Here is a 21,413-nt window from a genome sequence, read left to right on the forward strand (position 1 = left end):
TCTCCATCAGCCAAGGAAGCCAACATGAGCACGAGTGCAGCGCAGCAAAAGAGTAACGAGAACGGCGAATACAGCATTCTCGACAGCATCATCGCCGAAACCCGCCTGACGCCGGACGACGAAGCCTACGACATCGCCAAGCGCGGTGTGTCGGCCTTCATCGAAGAGCTGCTCAAGCCGCAGAACAACGGTGAGCCGGTCAAGAAAGCCATGGTTGACCGCATGATCGCCGAGATCGATGCCAAGCTCAGCCGTCAGATGGACGAGATCCTCCACCACCCGGACTTCCAGTCCCTGGAATCGTCGTGGCGTGGCCTGCAGTTGCTGGTCGACCGCACCAACTTCCGCGAAAACATCAAGATCGAAATCCTCAACGTCTCCAAAGAAGACCTGTTGGACGATTTCGAAGATTCGCCGGAAGTGATGCAGGCTGGCCTGTACAAGCACATCTACACCGCTGAATACGGCCAGTTCGGTGGTCAGCCGGTAGGCGCGATCATCGCTAACTACTTCATGTCCCCAAGCTCGCCGGACGTGAAACTGATGCAGTACGTGTCCAGCGTTGCGTGCATGTCCCACGCACCGTTCATTGCCGCCGCCGGCCCGAAATTCTTCGGTCTGGAAAGCTTCACCGGCCTGCCGGACCTGAAGGATCTGAAAGATCACTTCGAAGGCCCGCAATTCGCCAAATGGCAGAGCTTCCGCCAGTCGGAAGACTCCCGTTACATTGGCCTGACCGTGCCGCGTTTCCTGCTGCGCAACCCGTACGATCCGGAAGAGAACCCGGTCAAATCGTTCGTGTACAAAGAAACCGTCGCCAACAGCCACGAGCACTACCTGTGGGGCAACACCGCCTACGCGTTCGGCACCAAGCTGACCGACAGCTTCGCCAAATTCCGCTGGTGCCCGAACATCATCGGCCCACAGAGCGGTGGCGCGGTTGAAGACCTGCCGTTGCACCATTTCGAAAGCATGGGCGAAATCGAAACCAAGATCCCTACCGAGGTATTGGTCAGCGACCGTCGTGAATACGAACTGGCCGAGGAAGGCTTCATTTCCCTGACCATGCGCAAAGGCTCCGACAACGCGGCGTTCTTCTCCGCAAGCTCGGTGCAGAAGCCGAAGTTCTTCGGCATCAGCGCAGAAGGCAAGGCAGCAGAGCTGAACTACAAGCTCGGCACCCAACTGCCGTACATGATGATCGTCAACCGCCTGGCTCACTACTTGAAAGTGCTGCAGCGCGAGCAACTCGGTTCGTGGAAAGAGCGCACCGACCTCGAGCTGGAACTGAACAAGTGGATCCGTCAGTACGTGGCCGACCAGGAAAACCCGAGCGCCGAAGTTCGTGGCCGTCGTCCGCTGCGCGCTGCCCAGATCATCGTCAGCGATGTCGAAGGCGAGCCTGGCTGGTACCGCGTCAGCCTGAACGTGCGCCCGCACTTCAAGTACATGGGTGCCGATTTCACCCTGTCGCTGGTTGGCAAGCTGGACAAAGAGTAAGCGGAGCTAACTCATGACTGGATACGGCAGCCTTTTCGAACGCCTGGGTGGCGACGCGGACAAACGCGTCGGCTGGAGCCGCGAGGTCTCCGCCATGGCGTCCGTGGCTGCCCATCTGGCCAAGATGCTCAGCACCCGTGCGGGCAGCGTGCAAACGCTGTCCGATTACGGGCTACCCGATCTCAATGACATGCGCCTGAGCCTGCACGACTCCCTGAGTCAGGCCCGCCTGGCCATCGAAAGCTTCATCGAAGCCTACGAACCGCGCCTGAGCAACGTGCGTGTCATCTCCCTGCCGCGTGACAACGATCAGCTTCGCCTGTCCTTCAGCATCGAAGGCCTGCTGGAAGTTGATGGTTTCAAGCGCCAGGTCAGTTTCGCCGCGCGCCTGGATGGCAGCGGTCAAGTAAAGGTCACTTAAGGAGATTCGTATGTCCGGCAAACCAGCAGCACGCGTATCCGACCCCACCGCTTGCCCGCTCCCCGGCCACGGCACCAACCCGATCGCCGCCGGTTCCGGCGACGTCTTCTTCGACGGCCTCGCGGCCGCCCGCCAAGGTGATGCCTCGGCGTGTGGTGGTGCGATGTCGGGCGGGTTGGCGACGACGGTTTTGATTAACGGGAAACCGGCTGCGACGGTGGATTCCGTTGGGACGCATGGCAACAAGGTTACGGCCGGGTCCGGGACGGTGATTATCGGGAATTCGCATTCGCCGGTGCCGTTTGTGGCGCCGTTGCCGGTGGATATCAAGTGGCCGTTTACCGAGCACTTCGTTGTGACTGATCCGGAAACAGGTGAACCGGTTGCGGATCGCGCTTACACAATCCGCACGGACTCTGGAAAAGAAATAACCGGTGTCACGGATAGTGCAGGCAAAACCTCGGTCGTTGGCTCCTCGATTGCTGAAGGGGTCACTTTGTTGCTAGAGCCCCAAAGCTCCATCGCCATTTATTGAGGTTCATGTTATGCCCGCACCTATTACCGCTCCATTGACTCCAGCTCAAAATAAAGAAGGCCAGAACGTTCAAGCCAAGACGTTTCCGCTTTCCTCCATCCCCAAAATTATGAACAAATTGGGGTGGACGGTTTCCGCTCGTGTCATGAGTAAGTGGTTCTCCGGTGCTCCCTATGAGCTGCCAAAGGCGGTTAAACAAGGCGATGTTTCAGCGAGTACCTTGAGTGCGGAAAAACTGATAACCGATATACCGTTCGAGTGGTTGTTTACCGCGTCGGATCGTGTGAAGCCGAAGGTTGATGAGTATATTTCTGATTTTTCCTCAACATCAGAATTCAACGGAAGTGCCGGTAGAGTTAAAGGCTCGCTTGATGAACTGTCGAGAGGCTTGGTTGTATTAATGACTCGACTTCAGCGACTTGGGCTGTTGGACGCAAAGTCGAAAAAGCTAAAAGGCGCATATCTGGATTACAGCGATAAAACCGCCATTGAGTTAGAAGATATTTCCCAATTCAACTTGATCAGGTTTGGGGCGTCGGACTGGGAGAAAGCAACTGATGCGTTAGACGACGTATACGGTGCACTGGGAACATTTGTAATTAAGGTCGCGGCCACTAAATTTCGGACTATCGAGAATGATCATGGATTCCCCGCGATCGAGGTCGAGCAAGTTGGCCTTTATGTTCGAGATACCTACGACTTTCTTAACGTAGGGGATGACCAGCTGCTGGGCTACTGGTCGCCAGAGGGCGTAATCCGGCCAGGCCCGATTGACTATTTTACTGAGCCTGCAGTGATTGAAAAATCAGGTGTTGAATATTACAAAGTCACCAACGGTCATTTTAATAGGTATCGGAAACTACATAATAAGGGTGGCGATTTGATGGTTTACACGACTGTTAAGTTGTATGACGTGTCTTTTATTATTCATCTTGGTCCAATCGATTTTGACGAATATTTATCGCGCTCTGGATCTAAGTAATCATGAAAAAAATGCCGTTAGCTCTGGTTTTTATTGTTTTGGTACTATGTGCGCTGGGCTCCGCTTGGTTGTATGTTAAGCAAGGAGCTGCCGCGGCAGCTATGGTTTATTCAACAACCTGGAATGACTCGAAGACTTGTTATATTAATTCATATATCCCCCAGTATTCGAAGTTTGGTGTTGTTGGGAAGTTTGTGAAGCTGTTCACCAGCGAAGCTTTTTTTCGGGTGTATACCGATGAAGGAGAACTACTAAAGTCGTCTGAGTGGTTGCTTTGGCAGAATGAGTTCACAACAGATGAGCGCTCGCAGTGGGTTAATGGTCATGCGATTTATCCAACTTCAACCGGGTATGAAGGTTGGAATATTTCAGAGTGTGCGCCGTTAGATGACAGTGCAAAATAAAGCCGGTGGCGTAAGTGGCAATAGTTCAGCAAAAGAGCGTTGAGATTACGCCTGAAGAGTCGAAGGGCGAGTAATTATGGGAGCGATGGATTTGCAGGGGTATCTGGCCGTAGTTGCTGACAGTGATTTGTTCGGCTGTCTGGCGTTGGCGAGTCTGGTGCTGCTCATCACCGCCATGAGCAGGCGTGTTCGTGAATCGCGCATGCATCGCCTTCTAAGCCTCATTGTTTTGGCTTGTATCGTCATCATGCATGGGGTGGGCACTTGGTACGGAAACCTGAATCCAGCATGAACATCTACGTCCGCTTTGCCATGTGCTTGGCTTTCCACGCCGCTGGATGCCTCGCCTACGCGTTCCTGAACGATGCAGTCGTCGTTGCCTATAAAGCGTTCAACGGCGGATTCACCACCCGTGGCGTGGGAATTGGTATTGCTCATTACATGTTCATTAATATTTTTTTTGGGGTGAACCTGGTGGTGGCGCTGTTCCCGAACCTGTGGGCCAAGCTGGGCGTTCTCGCGGTAATGGTCAGTTGGATTCTGTTCACCATGGTGCCGGACAACCCGCTGCGTGCGCTCTTCTACACAGTGGCTCAGGGCGGCGTGACATTGTTGGCGATTCTGGTAACGCAGGTCATTGAGTTGCGTTGGGAAAGACGAGCTCTGATTCGGCAAGTGATGCCCGTGAACCCTATGCAAGGGACGGTTGCATGATCAGCCTGGGCCGACGCCTCTTCCTGACGGCGGCGCTCTGGGTGCCGATCGTCGCGTTCGAGGTTCTGATGTATCTCGAGTCAACCGTGTGGTACCCGAGGGTATTCGACTGGAAGCAATTTCTGACGATCCACGTCCTCGGGTTCGGGGCCTTGGCCTATATCGCTTTTGCCGCGTGGGCAACCCGAGGGCTGAGCAGGGCAACCGAACAGCAGATCGTGAAGAAAATCTGGTGTGCGCCGCTGATGTTCATCCCTTTTTACGCGGTGCCGTGGATGATCGGTGGGCTGGGGCTTTTGCTTTTTGGGCAACTTGGCGGGCTTGTAATGATGGTGGTGTGGGTAGTGTTTTTGCCCTATCTGCTGATCTCCGGCTACGTCATTTCCGGTCTGACAGTCGCGCTCTACAGGACAGTTTTTTCATGAGATCCACCACCAGGAAGGTACCCCGTGTCCTTTAACCACTACTACCAAAGCGAACTCACCGCACTTCGCCAGTTAGGTCGTCGATTCGCCGAGCGTAGCCCGGCGTTGGCGCCTTTCCTTGGCCAGGCCGGCCGAGATCCGGACGTGGAGCGGTTGCTGGAGGGCTTCGCATTCCTGACCGGTCGCCTGCGTCAGAAGCTCGACGACGAGCTGCCAGAGCTCAGCCATTCCCTGATGCACCTGCTGTGGCCCAACTACATGCGGCCGCTGCCAGCGTTCAGCATTTTGCAGTTCGACCCGTTGAAGCGTTCGGGGCCTGCGTTGAGGGTCGAGCGCGATACGCCGATCGAGAGCGTGCCAATCGATGACGTGCGTTGCCGCTTCCGTACCTGCTACCCGACCGAGGTGTTGCCGCTGGATCTGGCCGCGCTGAATTACTCGGTGAAGGGCGACGGTTCGCTGTTGAGCCTGCGTCTGGAGATGAGCGCTGACGGTCATCTCGGCGAGTTGGAACTGAGTCGCCTGCGTCTGCACTTCGCCGGTGAGCGCTACATCAGCCAGATGCTGTATCTGAGCCTGCTGCGCAATCTGGAAGGCATTGAGCTGATCCCGCTGGACGGCGCCGGTAAGCCCATCAACGGTGTCAACGGCACGCCGATGGCGTTCAAGATGCCCGGCGACCGTGTGCAGCCGGTGGGTTTTGCCGAAGAAGAAGCGTTGATCCCGTATCCGCTGAACACCTTCCGCGGCTACCGCTACTTGCAGGAATACTTCGCCTTCCAGGACAAATTCCTCTTCGTTGATATCAACGGTCTGGACCTGCTCAAAGCCCTGCCGGAAGACACGCTCAAGCAGATGCGCGGCCTCGAATTGCGCTTCGACATTCGCAAGAGCGGCATCATGCGCATGCGTCCGACGCTGGATAACGTGAAGCTCTACTGCACGCCCATCGTCAACCTGTTCAAGCACGACGCCTTGCCGATCCGCCTCGACGGCAAGCAGGACGAATACCTGCTGCTGCCCGCCGAATTCGATCTGCAAAATTGCGGTGTGTTCTCGGTGGAAACCGTGACCGGCTGGAAGCCCGGCGGCCTCGGTTATCAGGAGTACGTGCCGTTCGAATCCTTCGAGCACGACCCGAGTTTCGACGTGCCCAACAGCCGTCCGCATTACAGCATTCGCCAGCGTTCCTCCTTGCTGCACGACGGCCTCGACACCTACCTGAGCTTCGGCATCCGCCACACCGAAGCCCATGAAACCCTGTCGATCGAGCTGATGTGCACCAACCAGAACCTGCCGCGCAAGCTCAAGCTCGGCGACATCTGCATGGCCTGCGAAGAGACGCCGGAGTTTTTGAGCTTCCGCAACATCACCCCGGCCACGTCGAGTTTCGCGCCGCCGCTGAACCGCGACTTCCTCTGGAAGTTGATCAGCAACATGTCGCTTAACTATTTGTCCCTGGCCGACGTCAATGCGTTGAAGGTGATTCTCGAAACCTACGACTTGCCGCGCTACTACGACCAACACGCGGAAAAAGTCAGCAAGCGCCTGCTCGGCGGGCTCAAGTCGATCAAGCACCACCACGTCGACCGGTTGCACCGAGGGTTGCCGGTTCGCGGGTTGCGCACCGAGCTGACCATCGACCCGGAAGGGTATATCGGCGAGGGCGACTTGTTCGTTTTCGCTTCGGTTCTCAACGAGTTTTTCGCGCTTTACGCCAGTCTCAATTCGTACCACGAGCTGCGGGTAAAAAGCACACAGGGAGAGGTGTACCAATGGACACCACGTATGGGCCTGCAGCCGCTTCTTTAAGCGGACTGACCCGAGGAATACGCGAGTACTCGCTGTTTCAGGCCGTGCTGCTGGTGATTGACCGGCTGCGCGAGGCCCACCCGCACCTGAGCGAAGACGACCTGTACGACCAGCTGGAATTCCAGGCCAACCCGAGCCTGGGTTTCCCTGGCAGCGACGTTGATCGCGTGGAGTTTTTCCAAGAGCACGGGCACATGCGTGCGCGCCTGCGGTTCAACCTGATCGGTCTGGTCGGTTCCGGTTCGCCGCTGCCAGCGTTCTATGGCGAACAGGCGTTGGGCGACAGCGAAGACGGCAACCCGACCCGCAACTTCCTCGATCTGTTTCACCATCGCCTGCAACGGCTGATGCTGCCGATCTGGCGCAAATACCGCTACCGCGCCAGCTTCCAGAGCGGTGCGCTCGACCCGTTCTCGGCGCAGCTGTTTGCCTTGATCGGCCTTGGCGGCGAAGAGATCCGCAAGGCCCAGGAACTGAACTGGAAACGCCTGCTGCCGTACCTCGGTTTGCTCAGCTTGCGGGCGCACTCGGCGGCGCTGATCGAAGCGGTGCTGCGTTACTACTTCAAGCACGCCGAGCTGACCATCGAGCAATGCATCGAGCGCCGCGTGGAAATTCTCGACGAGCAGCGCAACCGTCTGGGCCGCGCCAACAGCCTGCTCGGCGAAGACCTGGTGCTGGGCGAACACGTGCGCGACCGCAGCGGCAAATTCCGCATTCACATCCGCGAACTCGACTGGCAACGCTTTCACGAGTTCCTGCCAATCGGTTTCGGCTACCAGCCGTTGTGCGCGCTGGTGCGGTTCACCCTGCGTGACCCGCTCGACTATGACATTCGCCTGGTGTTGCGCCAGGAAGAAATCCGCGAACTGCGCATCGGTGAGCAGAACGCCTGTCGCCTGGGATGGACCAGTTGGCTGGGCCGCGAAAAAGCGGACGGCGTGGTGACCCTGGGCAGCAAAATTCATTAAGGACAGATGACCAATGATCAACGTAGACCTGCAACAACTTATCCAGGCGCTGGACGCCGAAACCCGTCGTGATCTGGAAAGTTCTGCCGAGCGTTGCGTCGCCCGTGGCGGCAGCAAGATCCTCGTCGAAGACTTGCTGCTGGGCCTGCTGGAGCGCCCGCAAGGCCTGCTCGCACGCGCGTTGCAAGACGCCGAAGTGGATGCCGGCGAGCTGAGCGCCGCGCTGCAATCGCGGGTCGAGCACAGCGCCTCGCGCAACCCGGTGTTCGCCCCGGAACTGGTGCAGTGGCTGCAAGACGCGTTGCTGGTGGCCAACCTTGAACTGGGCCAGAGCCAGGTCGAGCAAGCCGCGTTGATCCTCGCGCTGCTGCGCAACCCGATGCGCTACGCCGGCAGCCGTTACCAGTCGTTGCTGGCCAAGCTGAACATCGAGCGCCTGAAAGAATTTGCCCTGTCGCAGAAAGAGCAACCGGCCACCGGTAAGCCCGCCGTGCCGGGCGAATCGCTGCTGCAGCGCTTCACCCACAACCTGACTCAGCAGGCCCGTGACGGCAAACTCGACCCGGTACTGTGCCGCGATGGCGCGATCCGGCAGATGGTCGACATCCTCGCCCGTCGCCGCAAAAACAACCCGATTGTGGTCGGCGAAGCTGGTGTTGGTAAAACCGCGATTGTCGAAGGCCTGGCTTCGCGCATTGCCGCCGGTGAAGTGCCGCAAGTGTTGAAAGGCGTCGAGCTGCTGTCGCTGGACATGGGCCTGTTGCAGGCCGGCGCCAGCGTCAAAGGTGAATTTGAACGTCGCCTCAAAGGCGTGATCGACGAAGTCAAAGCCTCGCCGAAGCCGATCATCCTGTTCATCGACGAAGCCCACACGTTGATCGGCGCGGGCGGCAATGCCGGTGGTTCCGATGCGGCCAACCTGCTCAAACCAGCCTTGGCCCGTGGCGAGTTGCGCACCATCGCCGCCACCACGTGGGCGGAGTACAAGAAGTACTTCGAAAAAGACCCGGCCCTGGCTCGTCGTTTCCAACCGGTGCAACTGCACGAACCGACCGTCAGCGAAGCGGTGACCATCCTCCGTGGTTTGGCTCAGGTCTACGAGAAGAGCCACGGCATCTACCTGCGCGATGACGCGGTGGTGGCGGCGGCTGAGTTGTCCGCGCGCTATCTGGCGGGCCGTCAGCTGCCGGACAAAGCCGTCGATGTGCTCGACACCGCCTGCGCCCGCGTGCGCATCAGCCTCGCCGCCGCCCCTGAAAGCCTTGAGCGCCTGCGTGGCGAACTGGCTGAAGGTGGCCGTCAGCGTCAGGCGCTGCGTCGTGATGCTGAAGCCGGTTTGTTGATTGATCACGAAGCGCTGGATGCTTTGGAAGATCGTCTGGCCGCCGCCGAAGACGAAATGGTCGCGCTGGAAACGCTGTGGACCGAGCAGAAAGAGCTGGCCGAGCGCCTGTTGGATCTGCGTCAGCAACTGGCCAAGGCTCGCGAAGCGGCTGCCGTCGAACCGACCGTCACGGTTGAAGAAGACGCCGAAGGCACCGTGATCGAAACCCTCGAAACGGTGAATGACGTCGCGTCCCTCGAAACCGCGCTCAACGAAACACACAAAGCCCTGACCGATGCTCAGGTCAAAGAACGCCTGGTGAGCTTCGAAGTCTGCCCGCGTCTGGTCGCCGAAGTCATCAGCGCCTGGACCGGCGTGCCGCTGGCGCAACTGGCCCGCGAACACAACGCCAAGGTCGCCAGTTTCGCCACCGACCTGCGCACCCGCATCCGTGGCCAGGAACAAGCCGTTCACGCACTGGACCGCTCGATGCGCGCTACCGCTGCCGGCCTGAACAAACCGGACGCACCGGTGGGCGTGTTCCTGCTGGTGGGCCCGAGCGGTGTCGGCAAGACCGAAACCGCGCTGGCCCTCGCCGACTTGCTGTACGGCGGTGATCGTTTCATCACCACCATCAACATGTCCGAGTTCCAGGAGAAGCACACGGTCTCGCGCCTGATCGGTGCGCCGCCGGGCTACGTCGGTTACGGCGAGGGCGGCATGCTCACCGAAGCCGTGCGGCAGAAGCCGTACTCCGTTGTGTTGCTCGATGAAGTTGAGAAGGCCGACCCGGACGTGCTCAACCTGTTCTACCAAATCTTCGACAAAGGCGTGGCCAACGACGGCGAAGGGCGCGAGATCGATTTCCGCAACACGCTGATCCTCATGACCTCGAACCTGGGCAGCGACCGCATCAGCGATCTCTGCGAAAACGGCGCACGTCCGACCGCCGAAGTGCTCGAAGAAACCATCCGGCCGGTGCTCAGCAAGCACTTCAAACCGGCGCTGCTGGCGCGGATGCGTGTGGTGCCTTACTACCCGGTCGGCGGCCCGGTGCTGCGTGAGCTGATCGAAATCAAACTCGGTCGTCTGGGCGAGCGCCTGAACCGTCGTCAGCTGGATTTCACCTACTCGCAAGACCTCGTCGATCACCTGGCCGAACGCTGCACCCAAAGCGACAGTGGCGCGCGTCTGATCGACCACTTGCTGGACCTGCACGTACTGCCGCTGGTGGCTGACCGCTTGCTCGACGCGATGGCAACCGGTGAAAGCCTCAAGCGCGTCCACGCGACGCTCGACGGCGGCGCCAGCGTGACCTGCGAGTTCGCCTGAGGTGGGTGTGATGTTCACTCAAGTGCCGCAACCGCTGGTGTATGCCGAAGCGTTGCTGGCGCAGTTCGCCAGCCTGTCGCGCGCGGCGGACGGCGCTGCGCTGCTGGGTGACTTCGTGCGCGGGCTGGCGGAACTCAGCGGTTGCGAGTTGACGCAGCTGTACCTGCTGGACGCGACCCACACGTGCCTGGGGATGAACGCCGAGTGCCTGAACGGCATTCTGCAGCCGCGCGAATCGGCGAGCCTGCCGGCGGATTACAACGGTGAACAACTGCTGCAATTTGCCCTGTGCCAGAACCGCGTGGTGAGCCTCGGCGAACTGAGCGGCAGCCTGCACGAAACCAGCTTCCTGCCGCCGCAAGCCACGCCGTGGCAGTCGCTGCTGTGCGTGCCGCTGGTCAATCAGCAGAAGGCGGTCGAAGGTTTGCTGCTGTGCGCCAGCCGCCGACACATGGACCTGCAAGGCTTTGCCGATTCCCTCGGGCAACTGGGTTCGTTTGTGCTCGGCCAACTGCATCTGCTGCAACGTCTGCGTCAGCCGGTCGGTGATGCACGGCCATTGAAGGCCAGCGTCCCGAGTGCCAGTGGTTACGGCTTGATCGGCAAGAGCAAGGCCATGCGCGAAACCTATTCGCTGATCAGCAAAGTCCTGCACAGCCCGTACACCGTGCTGCTGCGAGGCGAGACCGGCACCGGCAAGGAAGTGGTCGCACGCGCCATTCACGACTGCGGCCCGCGCCGTTCCCAGGCGTTCATCGTGCAGAACTGCGCGGCGTTCCCCGAGAACCTGCTGGAAAGCGAACTGTTCGGCTACCGCAAAGGCGCCTTCACCGGCGCGGATCGCGACCGTGCCGGGCTGTTCGACGCGGCCAATGGCGGCACCTTGTTACTCGATGAAATCGGCGACATGCCGTTGTCGCTGCAAGCCAAGTTGCTGCGCGTGTTGCAGGAGGGCGAGATCCGCCCGCTGGGTTCCAACGACACCCACAAGATCGACGTACGCATCATCGCCGCGACGCACCGGGATTTGTCGGTGCTGGTGAGTGAAGGCAAATTCCGCGAGGACTTGTATTACCGCCTCGCGCAATTCCCGATTGAGTTGCCGGCCCTGCGTCAGCGCGAAGGCGACATCCTCGACCTGGCCCGGCACTTCGCCGACAAGGCCTGCTCGTTCTTGCAGCGCGATGCGGTGCGTTGGTCCGATGCGGCGCTGGATCACCTGTCCGGTTATGCGTTCCCCGGCAACGTGCGCGAACTCAAAGGCCTGGTCGAGCGCGCGGTGTTGCTGTGCGAGGGCGGCGAGTTGCTGGCCGAGCATTTCTCCCTGCGCATGGAAGCGGTGCCGGAAGACAACAGCCTGAACCTGCGTGAACGCCTGGAGCAGGTCGAACGCAGCCTGCTGCTCGATTGCCTGCGCAAAAACGACGGCAACCAGACCCTCGCCGCCCGTGAACTCGGGCTGCCGCGTCGCACGCTGCTGTACCGCCTCGGGCGCCTGAACATCAATCTCGGTGACTTCGATGGCTAGGCAAATGACCGTCGATTTCACCTCATTCGCTTCTGATAGCGCCGCCCGAAAGGGCCGGCGCTTTGTGCTTTGTCTACCCCTGGAGACCCTCTGATGTCTGTTCGTCACTGGCAAGCCGTCCTGCTGACCCTCGTCGTTCTATGCGGCCTTGGCGGCTGCAGCGGCAATTACAAATTCAACGACAACACCTATCGCCCATTGGGTGATCCGCAGGCGGTCAATCGCGGCAAGTGACCGCAAGGAGTATCACCATGGAATTGGTTTTCGAAATGCTGAACACCAAGCAGTTCGTGCCCACGGAGCTGTGCCAGAAGACCTTCAAGCAGGCCGGCGGCGTGATTGGCCGGGGCGAGGATTGCGACTGGATCATCCCGGACCGCAAGCGTCATCTGTCCAATCACCATGTGGACATCAGCTTTCGCGAAGGGACGTTCTTCCTGACCGACACCAGCAGCAACGGTGTCCAGGATGGCGGCAGCGGCGCACGCCTGCGCAAGGGCGAACCGATGCGCATCGAACATGGCAGCACCTACGTGCTGGGTGATTTCGAGATCCGTGCGCGGCTGGTGCGCGACCCGGCGACCTTCGACGTTGAAGTCGGTCGCCCACAAGCGGCGGGCAGCATCATCCCGGATGACGCGTTCCTTGATCTCGATCCGCTGAACGCCCTTGATCAGCAAGAGCGCGTGTACTCGGAAATCGAAGAGTTGATCACCCCGAGCACCACGATCGAGGACACCCGTCAGCGCGCCGACTATGCGCGTATCGACATGGAAAGCCTGATGGTGCCGGAGTTGATCAACGCCCCCGCCGAACCCGCACCAAGCCCTGTCGCAAAAACGCCTGAGCGCCAGAGCGAAGGTTTCTGGGAGCACTTCGGTGCAGCGCTGGGCGTGGACCTCAAAGGCCTCGACCACGACGCCCGCGAAGCCCTGGCGCTGAACGCGGCACGCTTGCTCAAGCAAAGCGTCGGCGGTTTGCAGCAGAGCCTGCGCACCCGCAGCGAACTGAAAAACGAACTGCGTCTGGCCCAGACCACCGTGCAAGGCACGAACAAGAACCCGCTGAAATTCGCCGTCGATGCCGGTGAAGCGCTTGGCATTCTGTTGCAGCCGAACAAGCCGGGCCAATTGCCGGCCGAGCAGTCGATCTCCCGTGCGTTCCGCGATTTGCAGGCGCATCAGGTGGCTTTGCTGACCGCCAGCCGCGCCGCCGTTCGCGGCACCCTGGAACACTTCTCGCCGCAGCAACTGACCCTGCGTTTCGAGCGCGACAACAAGCCGTTGCTGGCCACCTCCGGCAGCCGCTGGAGAGCGTACGGTCGTTATCACCAGGCCCTGCGTCAGGACGATGACTGGAGCGAGCGCCTGCTGGCCCGCGACTTCGCTCAAGCCTACGAAGAACAGATCCGCCTGATTTCCACCCTTCACACCGACCACCAAGGATGATGCGCATGTCTCGCTGCTCGACCGCTTTTTTCAAGATGCTGACTGCGTTCGCGGTGCTGGTGCTGCTGGCCGGTTGTTCGTCGCTGTCGCCGTATTCCAAAGTGACCAAGGTCAACCTGAAGCTCACCGGCAGCGATCAGCTGAACCCGGACCTCAACGGGCGCCCGTCGCCGGTTGTCGTGCGTCTGTTCGAGCTCAAGCACCCGGTGACATTCGAGAACGCCGACTTCTTCAGCCTGTACGAGCGCGCCAAGGAATCCCTGGCCCCAGACCTGGTGGCCAGCGAAGAACTCGAACTGCGCCCGGGCGAAACCATCGAGCTGAAACTCAGCGTGGAGGAGGGCAGCCGCTACGTCGGCATCCTCGCCGCCTACCGTGACCTGCCGGAAACCAAATGGCGCTACACGGTGCAAGTCACCCCGCTGGAAGTCACCGAGGCTGACCTGACCCTCGACCAGGCCGGTATTCGCAACAGCAACGAAAAGCTCGCCAAGGCGGATGACTGATCATGAATTCCCATAAAGTCATTTGGCAGGAAGGCATGCTGCTGCGTCCGCAGCACTTCCAGCACAACGATCGCTACTACGACCACCAGATGAAAACCCGCACCCAGTTGTTGGGCAGTTACACCTGGGGTTTCCTCAATCTCGACATCGATTTGCAGTTCCTCAACATGGGTAAACTGGTGATCAGCCAGGCCTCGGGGATTCTGCCGGACGGCAGCCTGTTCGAACTCGGCGGCAACACCGAGCCACTGGCGCTGGACGTGCCGCCGAACACCGGCAACACGCCGATTTACCTGGCGCTGCCGCTGGTCACCGGTAACCACATCGAGTCGCGCCGCCCGGAGCAATCCGACGTGCTGGCGCGCTACACCGCGTACGAAGCGGAAGTGGCCGACTCCAACGCCGGCGACGATTCCGCCAGCCAGGTCAGCTGCGGTCGCCCGGACTTCAAACTGTTGCTCGGCGAGCAGCAGAGCGATCAGGCCTACGTGAAGCTGAAGATCTGCGACGTGCTCGACACCACGCCCGACGGCGTGATCAGCCTCGATCCGGATTTCGTGCCGACCTACATTCAGGCGCATTCCTCCAGCTATTTGCTGTCGTGCCTGAAAGAAGTGATCAGCATGCTCGGTCACCGGGGCGACACCATCGCCGAGCGCATCCGCTCCAACGGCAAGGTCGGTGGCGCGGAAGTCGGTGACTTCATGATGCTGCAACTGATCAACCGCACCGAGCTGCTGCTGCGTCACTACCTCGGTCTGGAACAGGTTCACCCGGAAGAGTTGTACCGCACGCTGCTGACCATGCTCGGTGACCTGGCGACCTTCTCCAGCGACAGCAAACGCCCGCGTCTGGACAGCCGTTACCAGCACAGCGATCAGGGCGCGAGCTTCCGCAAACTGATGGAAGCGATCCGTCAGGTGCTGTCGATGGTGCTCGAACAGCACGCCATCGAACTGGTCCTGCAAGCGCGTCAGTACGGGATCATCGTCTCGCCGTTGCACGACCACAAACTGCTGGGCTCGGCGTCGTTCGTGCTCGCGGCCAGTGCCAACTGCGATTCCGAAGAACTGCGCCACCGCTTGCCGGCGCACCTCAAGGTCGGCCCGGTGGAACGCATCCGCCAACTGGTCAACCTGCACCTGCCGGGCATCAAGGTCAAACCGTTGCCGGTGGCCCCACGGCAGATCGCGTTCCACTCCAACAAAACCTATTTCATCCTCGAACTCAGTTCCGAAGACCTGGCACAACTGGAGCGCTCCGGCGGCTTCGCGTTCCACGTGTCCGGCGAATTCGCCGAGCTTGAATTGAAATTCTGGGCCATCAGGAACTGACCGACATGATCAAGGACATGGAACACCATCAGGACGATAAAACCGTCTTGCTCGACCGCCAGGGCCACGGCCCGGCGCAAAGTCCGCTGACCGACTTCGCCGCACCGCCGCGTTTCGAACAACTCGAAGAGCGGATGATCTACGCCGCCCGGCTGCGCCCGGCAGAGGCCTTCAACATCAGCCTCAATTCGCTGGTGGCCGCCGGTTCCGACCTGTTGTCGGAAGTGGTTCGCCTCAAGCACAGCGACAGCCGCGAAGACATGTACGCGCTCAACGAGCGCCTGACCGCCGGGCTGAAACTGTTTGAAGTGCGTGCGCTGCACAACGGCGCCGAAAGCAGCCAGGTGATGGCTGCGCGTTACGTGCTCTGCACCGTGGTCGACGAAGCCGTCGTGACCACGCCGTGGGGCAACGAAAGCGAGTGGTCGCAGATGAGCCTGCTCAGCAGCTTCCACAACGAAACCTTCGGTGGCGAGAAGTTCTTCCAGCTGCTGGATCGCCTGTCGAAAAACCCGGTCAAGCACCTGCCGATGCTGGAGCTGATGTACCTGTGCCTGTCCCTCGGTTTCGAAGGCAAGTACCGCGTGCAAGCGCGCGGCATGCTCGAACTCGAAGGCATCCGCGACGCCTTGTATCGGCAGATTCGTCAGCTGCGCGGCGACGTGCCGCGTGAACTGTCGCCGCATTGGGAAGGCTTGAACGACCAGCGTCGCAGCCTGGTGCGCATCGTGCCGGCGTGGATGGTGGTGCTGTTCACCGTGGTCTGCCTGGTGGTGATGTATTCGGGGTTCGCCTGGGTCTTGGGCGAGCAGCGCGACACCGTTCTGCAACCTTATCAGCCGCTGGATTCCGCCGCGGCCCAGCCGCTGTCGCAGCCGTAAACAGGGACGTGTGATGAAAAAGTTTTTCAAGAAAGTCGGCGCGTTCGTGCGCCAGACCTGGGTCTGGACCTTGCTGCTGGTGCTGTTCGTCGCACTGCTGGTCTGGTTTGTCGGGCCGCTGCTGGCCGTCGATGACTACAAGTTCTGGGAAGGTTCGACCTCCCGCCTGCTGACCATCAGTGTGCTGTTCCTGATCTGGGGCCTGACCATGGTCTTCGTCAGCTGGCGTGCGGGTGTGCGCAAGAAAGCGGTCGAAGAGACTGAGGATGGTCAGGATCGTATCCGCCGTGAAGAGTTGATCGACGAAGAGCAGAAGGAGTTGAAGGAGCGTTTCAAGGACGCCCTGAAAACCCTGAAGACCTCGAGCCTCTATCGCGGCCGCAGCGAGCGCTGGCGCAGCGATTTGCCGTGGTACTTGCTGATCGGCCCGCAGGGCAGCGGCAAGACCAGTCTGCTGGACTTCTCGGGCCTTGAGTTTCCGATCAACAAGATCGACCGCAAACTGACCCGCGACACCCTTGGCACCCGGCATTGCGACTGGTATTTCGCCGACCACGGTGTGCTGATCGACACCGCCGGACGTTACCTGACCCAGGCGGATGCCGAAGTCGATGGCAGCGCCTGGAGCACTTTGCTCGACCTGCTGCGCAAGCGTCGTCGCAACCGTCCGTTGAACGGCGTGCTGGTGACTATTCCCGTGGAATTGCTGCTGGGCGCTAACGAGCAGGATCTGGAGACGCTGGCGCGTCAGGTGCGTGCGCGCCTGCAAGACGTGCATCAGAAACTGCACGTCGATGTGCCGATCTATCTGGTCCTCAGCAAGGCTGACCAGTTGCTCGGTTTCGACGAGTTCTTCGACCAGCTGACCCGCGAAGAAAGCGATCAGGTGCTCGGCACCAGCTTCCGCAAAGAGCAGAGCGGCACCGACGTCACCGTGCTGCGCGCCGAGTTCGAAGAGCTGCTGCGTCGCCTGAACAGCCAAGTGATCATGCGCATGCACCAGGAGCGCGACACCCAGCGCCGTGGCCGCATCCTCGACTTCCCGCATCAACTGGGGCAGATCGGCGAGCGCCTGTGCCTGTTCGTCGACATGGCGTTCACTGGCAACCGTTATCAGCGTGTCAGCCAGTTGCGCGGCTTCTACCTGACCAGCGCACCGCACCTGACCCAGGAAATGGACCAGACCACCGCCGGCATCGGCGCCAATCTGGGGATCAATTCCGGCGTATTGCCGACCCTGCGCAGCGGCCGTTCGCGGTTCATTCACCATTTGCTCAGCCGGGTGATTTTCCCTGAGGCCGATCTGGCCGGTCTGGACAAACGTGAACGCAGCCGCATCCATTGGGGCCAGCGTGCGTTGTACGTCGGTGCGTTGGCGGCGTTGGGCCTGTTCGGCCTGCTGTGGGCGAGCGGTTTCTCGGCCAACTATGAGCGCCTGGAAAACCTGCGCAACCTGGCGCAAACCTGGACGCAACAGCGCTCGGCCCTGACTGCCCGTGATGATTCGATGGCGGTACTGAAGACCCTCGACACCAGCTACGCAGCGACACAGGTGTTCCCGAAAAAGGGCGATGTGGGTTACCACGAGCGTGGCGGCCTGTATCAGGGCGAAGATGTCAATCCGGTGGTCAAGGCGGCTTACGAGCGCGAGCTCGAAAAGCAATTGCTGCCGAAGGTTGCGACCCTGCTGGAAGGGCAGATCCGCGCCAACATGAAGGACCGCGAACGCCTGCTCAACAGCCTGCGCGCGTACCTGATGCTGAACATGAAAGATCGCCGCGACGCTGTGTGGCTCAAGGACTGGGTCGCGACTGACTGGTCCCTGCGTTACGCCGGCAACACGGCGGTGCAGAACGGCCTGAACACGCACTTCGAGCGTTTGCTCAAGCTTCCGTTTATCTACCCGCTGAACGATCAACTGGTGGCTCAGGCGCGTCAGGTATTGCGCAGCGAGTCGCTGGCCAACGTGGTTTACCGGATGCTGCGCGAGCAGGCCCGAGACCTGCCGGAATACCGTTTGAGCCAACACCTGGGCCCGCAAGGTGCGCTGTTTGTCGGCACCGATTACGTGATCCCGGGCTTCTACACCCAGCAGGGTTATCAGCAGTATTTCTCGGTGCAGGGCAGTGCGCTGGTCACCGATATCCTGCGTGACAACTGGGTGCTGGGCGAAGGTTCAGGCATCAGCGGCATGGACTTGCGTCGCCTGATGGTCGAACTGGAGCAGCTGTATTTCCGCGACTACGCCAACTTCTGGAGCGAAGCCGTGGGCCAGGTTGCACTGCCTCCGATCAGCGATTTCAGTGAGGGCGCCGAGCAACTGGCGGGCCTGACCTCGGCCAACTCGCCGGTGCTGCAACTGCTGGTAGAAGTGCGCGAGAACACCCGGTTCCCGGCAGAAGCCGAGGCGGTCGATCAAGCGGCTGATGCCGCTGCAGCACTGGGCGAGCAGAAAGGCAAGTTGGGCAAGCTGGGCAAACTGGCGTCTGCCGCCGCGGACAAGGCCTCGGACATGGCCGCGATCAAAAACCTGCCGGACACCGCGAAGAAATCCCTGCAACGCCGCTTCGAACCGCTGCACCGTTTGCTGGATGACAACAACGGCCCGGCCGCTGATTTGACCCCGGCGCTGACGGCGCTCAACGACCTGCAAATGCAACTGTCGAGCCTTGCGCGCGCCAGTGCGCCGGAGCAGGCCGCGTTCGAAATGGCCAAGACCCGCATGAGCGGCCAGCGTGATGCGCTGAGCAACCTGCGCAATGCCTCGAACCGTCTACCGCGCCCGGTCAGCGTGTGGTTCAACGTGCTGGCCGAAGACACCTGGCGTCTGGTGCTCAACGATTCATACCAGTACCTGAACCAGCGTTATCAAAGCGAGCTGTACAGCTTCTACGGCAAGGCGATCAACAAGCGCTACCCGTTCAGCGCCCACAGCACCAGCGACGTGGCGATCAGCGACTTCCGCGAGTTCTTCAAGGCGCAGGGCATTGCCGATCGCTTCTTTGATACCTACATGCGTCCGTTCGTGAGTGGCGATCCGGGCAACTACCGTCTGCGCAGCATTGACGGTCACAGCATGCCGATCTCCAAGGTCTACCTCGACCAGATGGCCGCCGCACAAGTGATCCGCCAGAGCTTCTTCTCGATCAACCCGGCGGAACCGCAAGTGCAGTTCAAACTGGAGCCGTACACCCTCGACCCGGCCGTCAGCCGTTCCGAGTTCAAGTTCGGCGACAAGACCATCGAATACCGTCACGGCCCGATTGTGCCGGTGTCGTTCAAATGGCCGACCGACGCTGAAGACGGGCGCACCAGCCTGGTGATGGACAAGATGGCGGGCCGCCCGATCGGCATCGAGAAGAACTCCGGCCCGTGGTCGCTGTTCCGTCTGTTCGACCTGATGCAGACCGAGTACCTCAGCGGTCGTGACGTGCTGGTGCTGAAGGCGGACGTCGGTGGCCTGCGCGCCAACTACTTGCTGACCAGCCAGCGCACGCCGAACCCGTTCGACATGGGCGTGCTGCGCACCTTCCGTATGCCGGTGCAGCTCTGATGCTGGTTGCCAGTTCCTGGCGCAGCGCTGCGCGCACCGATGCCGGCAAGGTTCGGGCGCGCAACGAAGATGCTTTCCTCGACTGTCCGCAGCAGGGGCTGTGGGTGGTCGCGGACGGCATGGGCGGTCATCAGGGCGGCGACGTTGCCAGCCAGTTGATCGTCGCCAGCCTGGCGGAATTGCCGGCGCAGGATGACTTCGACGAACGACTCAAAAGTATTCGCCAGTGCCTGCACTGGCTGAACCGCCGCTTGGGTCAGGAGTTGACCGTCACCGCCGGGCGCCACGACAGCATCATGGGCAGCACCGTCGTGGCGCTGCTGGTGGAAGGCAATCGCGCGGCCTGCATCTGGGCCGGCGATAGCCGTTGTTACCTGTGGCGCGGCCAGCGTTTGTATCAGCTGTCCAAGGACCATTCGCTGCAACAGCAACTCATCGACGAGCAACAGATGAGCGTCGAAGACGCCAGCGCGCATCCCGCCGCGCATGCCTTGACCCGTGCGGTCGGGGCGGCCGAGCAACTGACGCTGGACGTGCTCGAACTCGAGGTTTACCCCGGCGATGCGTTTCTGTTGTGCAGCGATGGTTTGTACAACGGGCTGAGCAGCGATGCCTTGGGTAGCGCCCTGAGCCTGACCGCGCCGCATGTCGCGCTTGAGCGTCTGTTTGACGGCGCGCTGCGTGGTTCGGCCCGGGACAACCTGACTGCCGTGGTGATCCGCCAATGACCCAACTCATGCCGCCGCTCGACGACCTGCTGATGAGCGAAGAGCAAGCCAATAACCTGACTTACTTTGCGTTCGCCAAGTCGCATCAAGCTGAGCCCGCGTTGGCGCCGACAAGGGCCAGTGTCGGTGAACTGCCGGACGTGCTGGCAGGGCGTTACCGCATCGAGCGTCTGCTCGGTGCAGGTGGCATGGGCGCGGTTTACCGTGCACGGGACTTGCTGAGCGAACAGTTCGGCGATCCCGACCCTTACATCGCGCTGAAAATCCTCAGCGAAGAATTTGCCGAATCGCCGGACGCCAGCGCCTTGCTCTACAGCGAGTTCGCCCTGACCCGACGCCTGCGCCACAACAACGTGCTGCGCCCGCACACCTTTGAAGTGGACACCGATTGCCAGCGTGCCTTCATCACCATGGAACTCATGCGTGGGCTGACCCTGGACAAACTGCTCTGCGAACGGCCACTCGGCCTGCCGTGGAAAGAACTGCGCGACATCGCACTGCCGCTGCTCGACGCGCTGGCCTACGCCCACGCGCGCGGCGTGCTGCACGGCGACATGAAGCCAAGCAACGTGATGCTCAGCGAAGAAGGCGTGCGCCTGTTCGACTTCGGTCTGGGCCAGGCCAAGGAGGGCATCCTCCCAGGCCTGCCACACCTGAGCCGCGACCGCTTCAACGCCTGGACCCCAGGCTACGCCGCGCCAGAACTGCTCGAAGGCCAGCCGCTGTCCGCCAGCGCCGACGTCTACGGCGTGGCCTGCGTGCTTTACGAATTGGCGGGCGGCAAACACCCATTCCGCCGCTTGCCCTCGACCCAGGCCCGTGACGAACACCTGGAGCGCGAGCTGCACGCCCCGAAAAATCTACCGAAACACTGCTGGCCAGCCCTGCGAACGGCGCTGGCATTCGATGCGGCCGATCGAACGATCACCGCCGCACAACTGCGTGACGCCATGGGCGCCACTTCGTCTTTGCTGCAACGTCTGCGACTTCGGGCGTAACGGATGACTACCGAACA

Annotated in this window: 20 protein-coding genes; all 20 read left to right on the plus strand. The window is 60.7% G+C overall.

The features are described from left to right. Positions 1 to 24 precede the first annotated feature (24 nt). The 20 genes from tssC (at position 25) to KGB27_RS07090 (ending at position 21,396) form a co-directional block, all read left to right on the plus strand. Positions 25 to 1,500 carry a type VI secretion system contractile sheath large subunit gene (tssC, locus tag KGB27_RS06995; protein ID WP_008030678.1) on the plus strand — a complete coding sequence of 492 codons (1,476 nt, stop codon included), beginning with the start codon at positions 25 to 27 and terminating at the stop codon, positions 1,498 to 1,500. 13 nt (positions 1,501 to 1,513) lie between these two features. Further along, positions 1,514 to 1,921 (plus strand): type VI secretion system baseplate subunit TssE, encoded by a 408-nt coding sequence (gene tssE, locus KGB27_RS07000; RefSeq protein ID WP_008038101.1) that lies wholly within the window; start codon positions 1,514 to 1,516, stop codon positions 1,919 to 1,921. A 10-nt stretch (positions 1,922 to 1,931) separates the two neighbouring features. Beyond that, complete coding sequence (locus KGB27_RS07005) at positions 1,932 to 2,456, plus strand: PAAR domain-containing protein (protein ID WP_223553689.1); 525 nt, start codon at positions 1,932 to 1,934, stop codon at positions 2,454 to 2,456. Between the two features lie 10 nt (positions 2,457 to 2,466). Beyond that, complete coding sequence (locus KGB27_RS07010; protein ID WP_223553690.1) at positions 2,467 to 3,438, plus strand: DUF6402 family protein; 972 nt, start codon at positions 2,467 to 2,469, stop codon at positions 3,436 to 3,438. Between the two features lie 2 nt (positions 3,439 to 3,440). Further along, on the plus strand, positions 3,441 to 3,842 hold the full coding sequence (locus tag KGB27_RS07015; protein WP_223553691.1) for a hypothetical protein: 402 nt from the start codon (positions 3,441 to 3,443) through the stop codon (positions 3,840 to 3,842). A gap of 76 nt (positions 3,843 to 3,918) precedes the next feature. Continuing rightward, positions 3,919 to 4,134, plus strand: coding sequence for a hypothetical protein (locus KGB27_RS07020; RefSeq protein WP_223553693.1), 216 nt, complete (start codon positions 3,919 to 3,921; stop codon positions 4,132 to 4,134). Then, positions 4,131 to 4,556, plus strand: a complete 426-nt coding sequence (locus KGB27_RS07025) for a hypothetical protein (protein WP_223553695.1) — start codon at positions 4,131 to 4,133, stop codon at positions 4,554 to 4,556. The genes KGB27_RS07020 and KGB27_RS07025 overlap by 4 nt, the downstream gene beginning before the upstream one ends. Continuing rightward, positions 4,553 to 4,981: a hypothetical protein gene (locus KGB27_RS07030; RefSeq protein WP_223553698.1), complete on the plus strand. Its 429-nt coding sequence runs from the start codon at positions 4,553 to 4,555 to the stop codon at positions 4,979 to 4,981. Before KGB27_RS07025 ends, KGB27_RS07030 begins: the two co-directional genes overlap by 4 nt. A 24-nt stretch (positions 4,982 to 5,005) precedes the next feature. Next, on the plus strand, positions 5,006 to 6,793 hold the full coding sequence (tssF, locus tag KGB27_RS07035) for a type VI secretion system baseplate subunit TssF (RefSeq protein ID WP_008030663.1): 1,788 nt from the start codon (positions 5,006 to 5,008) through the stop codon (positions 6,791 to 6,793). Then, the gene (gene tssG, locus KGB27_RS07040) at positions 6,757 to 7,764 is read left to right on the plus strand and encodes a type VI secretion system baseplate subunit TssG (RefSeq protein WP_008030662.1); all 1,008 of its coding nucleotides are present in this window, start codon (positions 6,757 to 6,759) and stop codon (positions 7,762 to 7,764) included. Before tssF ends, tssG begins: the two co-directional genes overlap by 37 nt. Positions 7,765 to 7,777: 13 nt before the next feature. Beyond that, on the plus strand, positions 7,778 to 10,420 hold the full coding sequence (tssH, locus tag KGB27_RS07045) for a type VI secretion system ATPase TssH (RefSeq protein WP_223415122.1): 2,643 nt from the start codon (positions 7,778 to 7,780) through the stop codon (positions 10,418 to 10,420). Positions 10,421 to 10,430: 10 nt separating this feature from the next. Further along, complete coding sequence (locus tag KGB27_RS07050) at positions 10,431 to 11,948, plus strand: sigma-54 interaction domain-containing protein (protein ID WP_223553700.1); 1,518 nt, start codon at positions 10,431 to 10,433, stop codon at positions 11,946 to 11,948. Positions 11,949 to 12,041: 93 nt separating this feature from the next. Beyond that, positions 12,042 to 12,182 carry a hypothetical protein gene (locus KGB27_RS07055; RefSeq protein ID WP_008030659.1) on the plus strand — a complete coding sequence of 47 codons (141 nt, stop codon included), beginning with the start codon at positions 12,042 to 12,044 and terminating at the stop codon, positions 12,180 to 12,182. Positions 12,183 to 12,199: 17 nt separating this feature from the next. Next, a complete protein-coding gene (gene tagH, locus KGB27_RS07060) occupies positions 12,200 to 13,396 on the plus strand; it encodes a type VI secretion system-associated FHA domain protein TagH (RefSeq protein WP_223553702.1) in 1,197 nt (398 codons plus the stop codon). A gap of 5 nt (positions 13,397 to 13,401) precedes the next feature. Further along, complete coding sequence (tssJ, locus tag KGB27_RS07065; RefSeq protein ID WP_008030657.1) at positions 13,402 to 13,902, plus strand: type VI secretion system lipoprotein TssJ; 501 nt, start codon at positions 13,402 to 13,404, stop codon at positions 13,900 to 13,902. A gap of 2 nt (positions 13,903 to 13,904) precedes the next feature. Then, complete coding sequence (gene tssK, locus KGB27_RS07070) at positions 13,905 to 15,236, plus strand: type VI secretion system baseplate subunit TssK (protein WP_008030656.1); 1,332 nt, start codon at positions 13,905 to 13,907, stop codon at positions 15,234 to 15,236. A 5-nt stretch (positions 15,237 to 15,241) separates the two neighbouring features. Then, positions 15,242 to 16,117, plus strand: a complete 876-nt coding sequence (icmH, locus tag KGB27_RS07075) for a type IVB secretion system protein IcmH/DotU (protein WP_223553704.1) — start codon at positions 15,242 to 15,244, stop codon at positions 16,115 to 16,117. Between the two features lie 13 nt (positions 16,118 to 16,130). After that, positions 16,131 to 19,670 carry a type VI secretion system membrane subunit TssM gene (gene tssM / locus KGB27_RS07080; RefSeq protein ID WP_008038087.1) on the plus strand — a complete coding sequence of 1,180 codons (3,540 nt, stop codon included), beginning with the start codon at positions 16,131 to 16,133 and terminating at the stop codon, positions 19,668 to 19,670. Next, on the plus strand, positions 19,670 to 20,398 hold the full coding sequence (locus KGB27_RS07085; RefSeq protein ID WP_223553706.1) for a PP2C family protein-serine/threonine phosphatase: 729 nt from the start codon (positions 19,670 to 19,672) through the stop codon (positions 20,396 to 20,398). The genes tssM and KGB27_RS07085 overlap by 1 nt, the downstream gene beginning before the upstream one ends. After that, positions 20,395 to 21,396 carry a serine/threonine-protein kinase gene (locus tag KGB27_RS07090; protein WP_223553709.1) on the plus strand — a complete coding sequence of 334 codons (1,002 nt, stop codon included), beginning with the start codon at positions 20,395 to 20,397 and terminating at the stop codon, positions 21,394 to 21,396. The genes KGB27_RS07085 and KGB27_RS07090 overlap by 4 nt, the downstream gene beginning before the upstream one ends. Positions 21,397 to 21,413: the final 17 nt, after the last annotated feature.

Source organism: Pseudomonas sp. BF-R-01 (genome assembly GCF_019946615.1).
Lineage (GTDB): Bacteria > Pseudomonadota > Gammaproteobacteria > Pseudomonadales > Pseudomonadaceae > Aquipseudomonas > Aquipseudomonas migulae.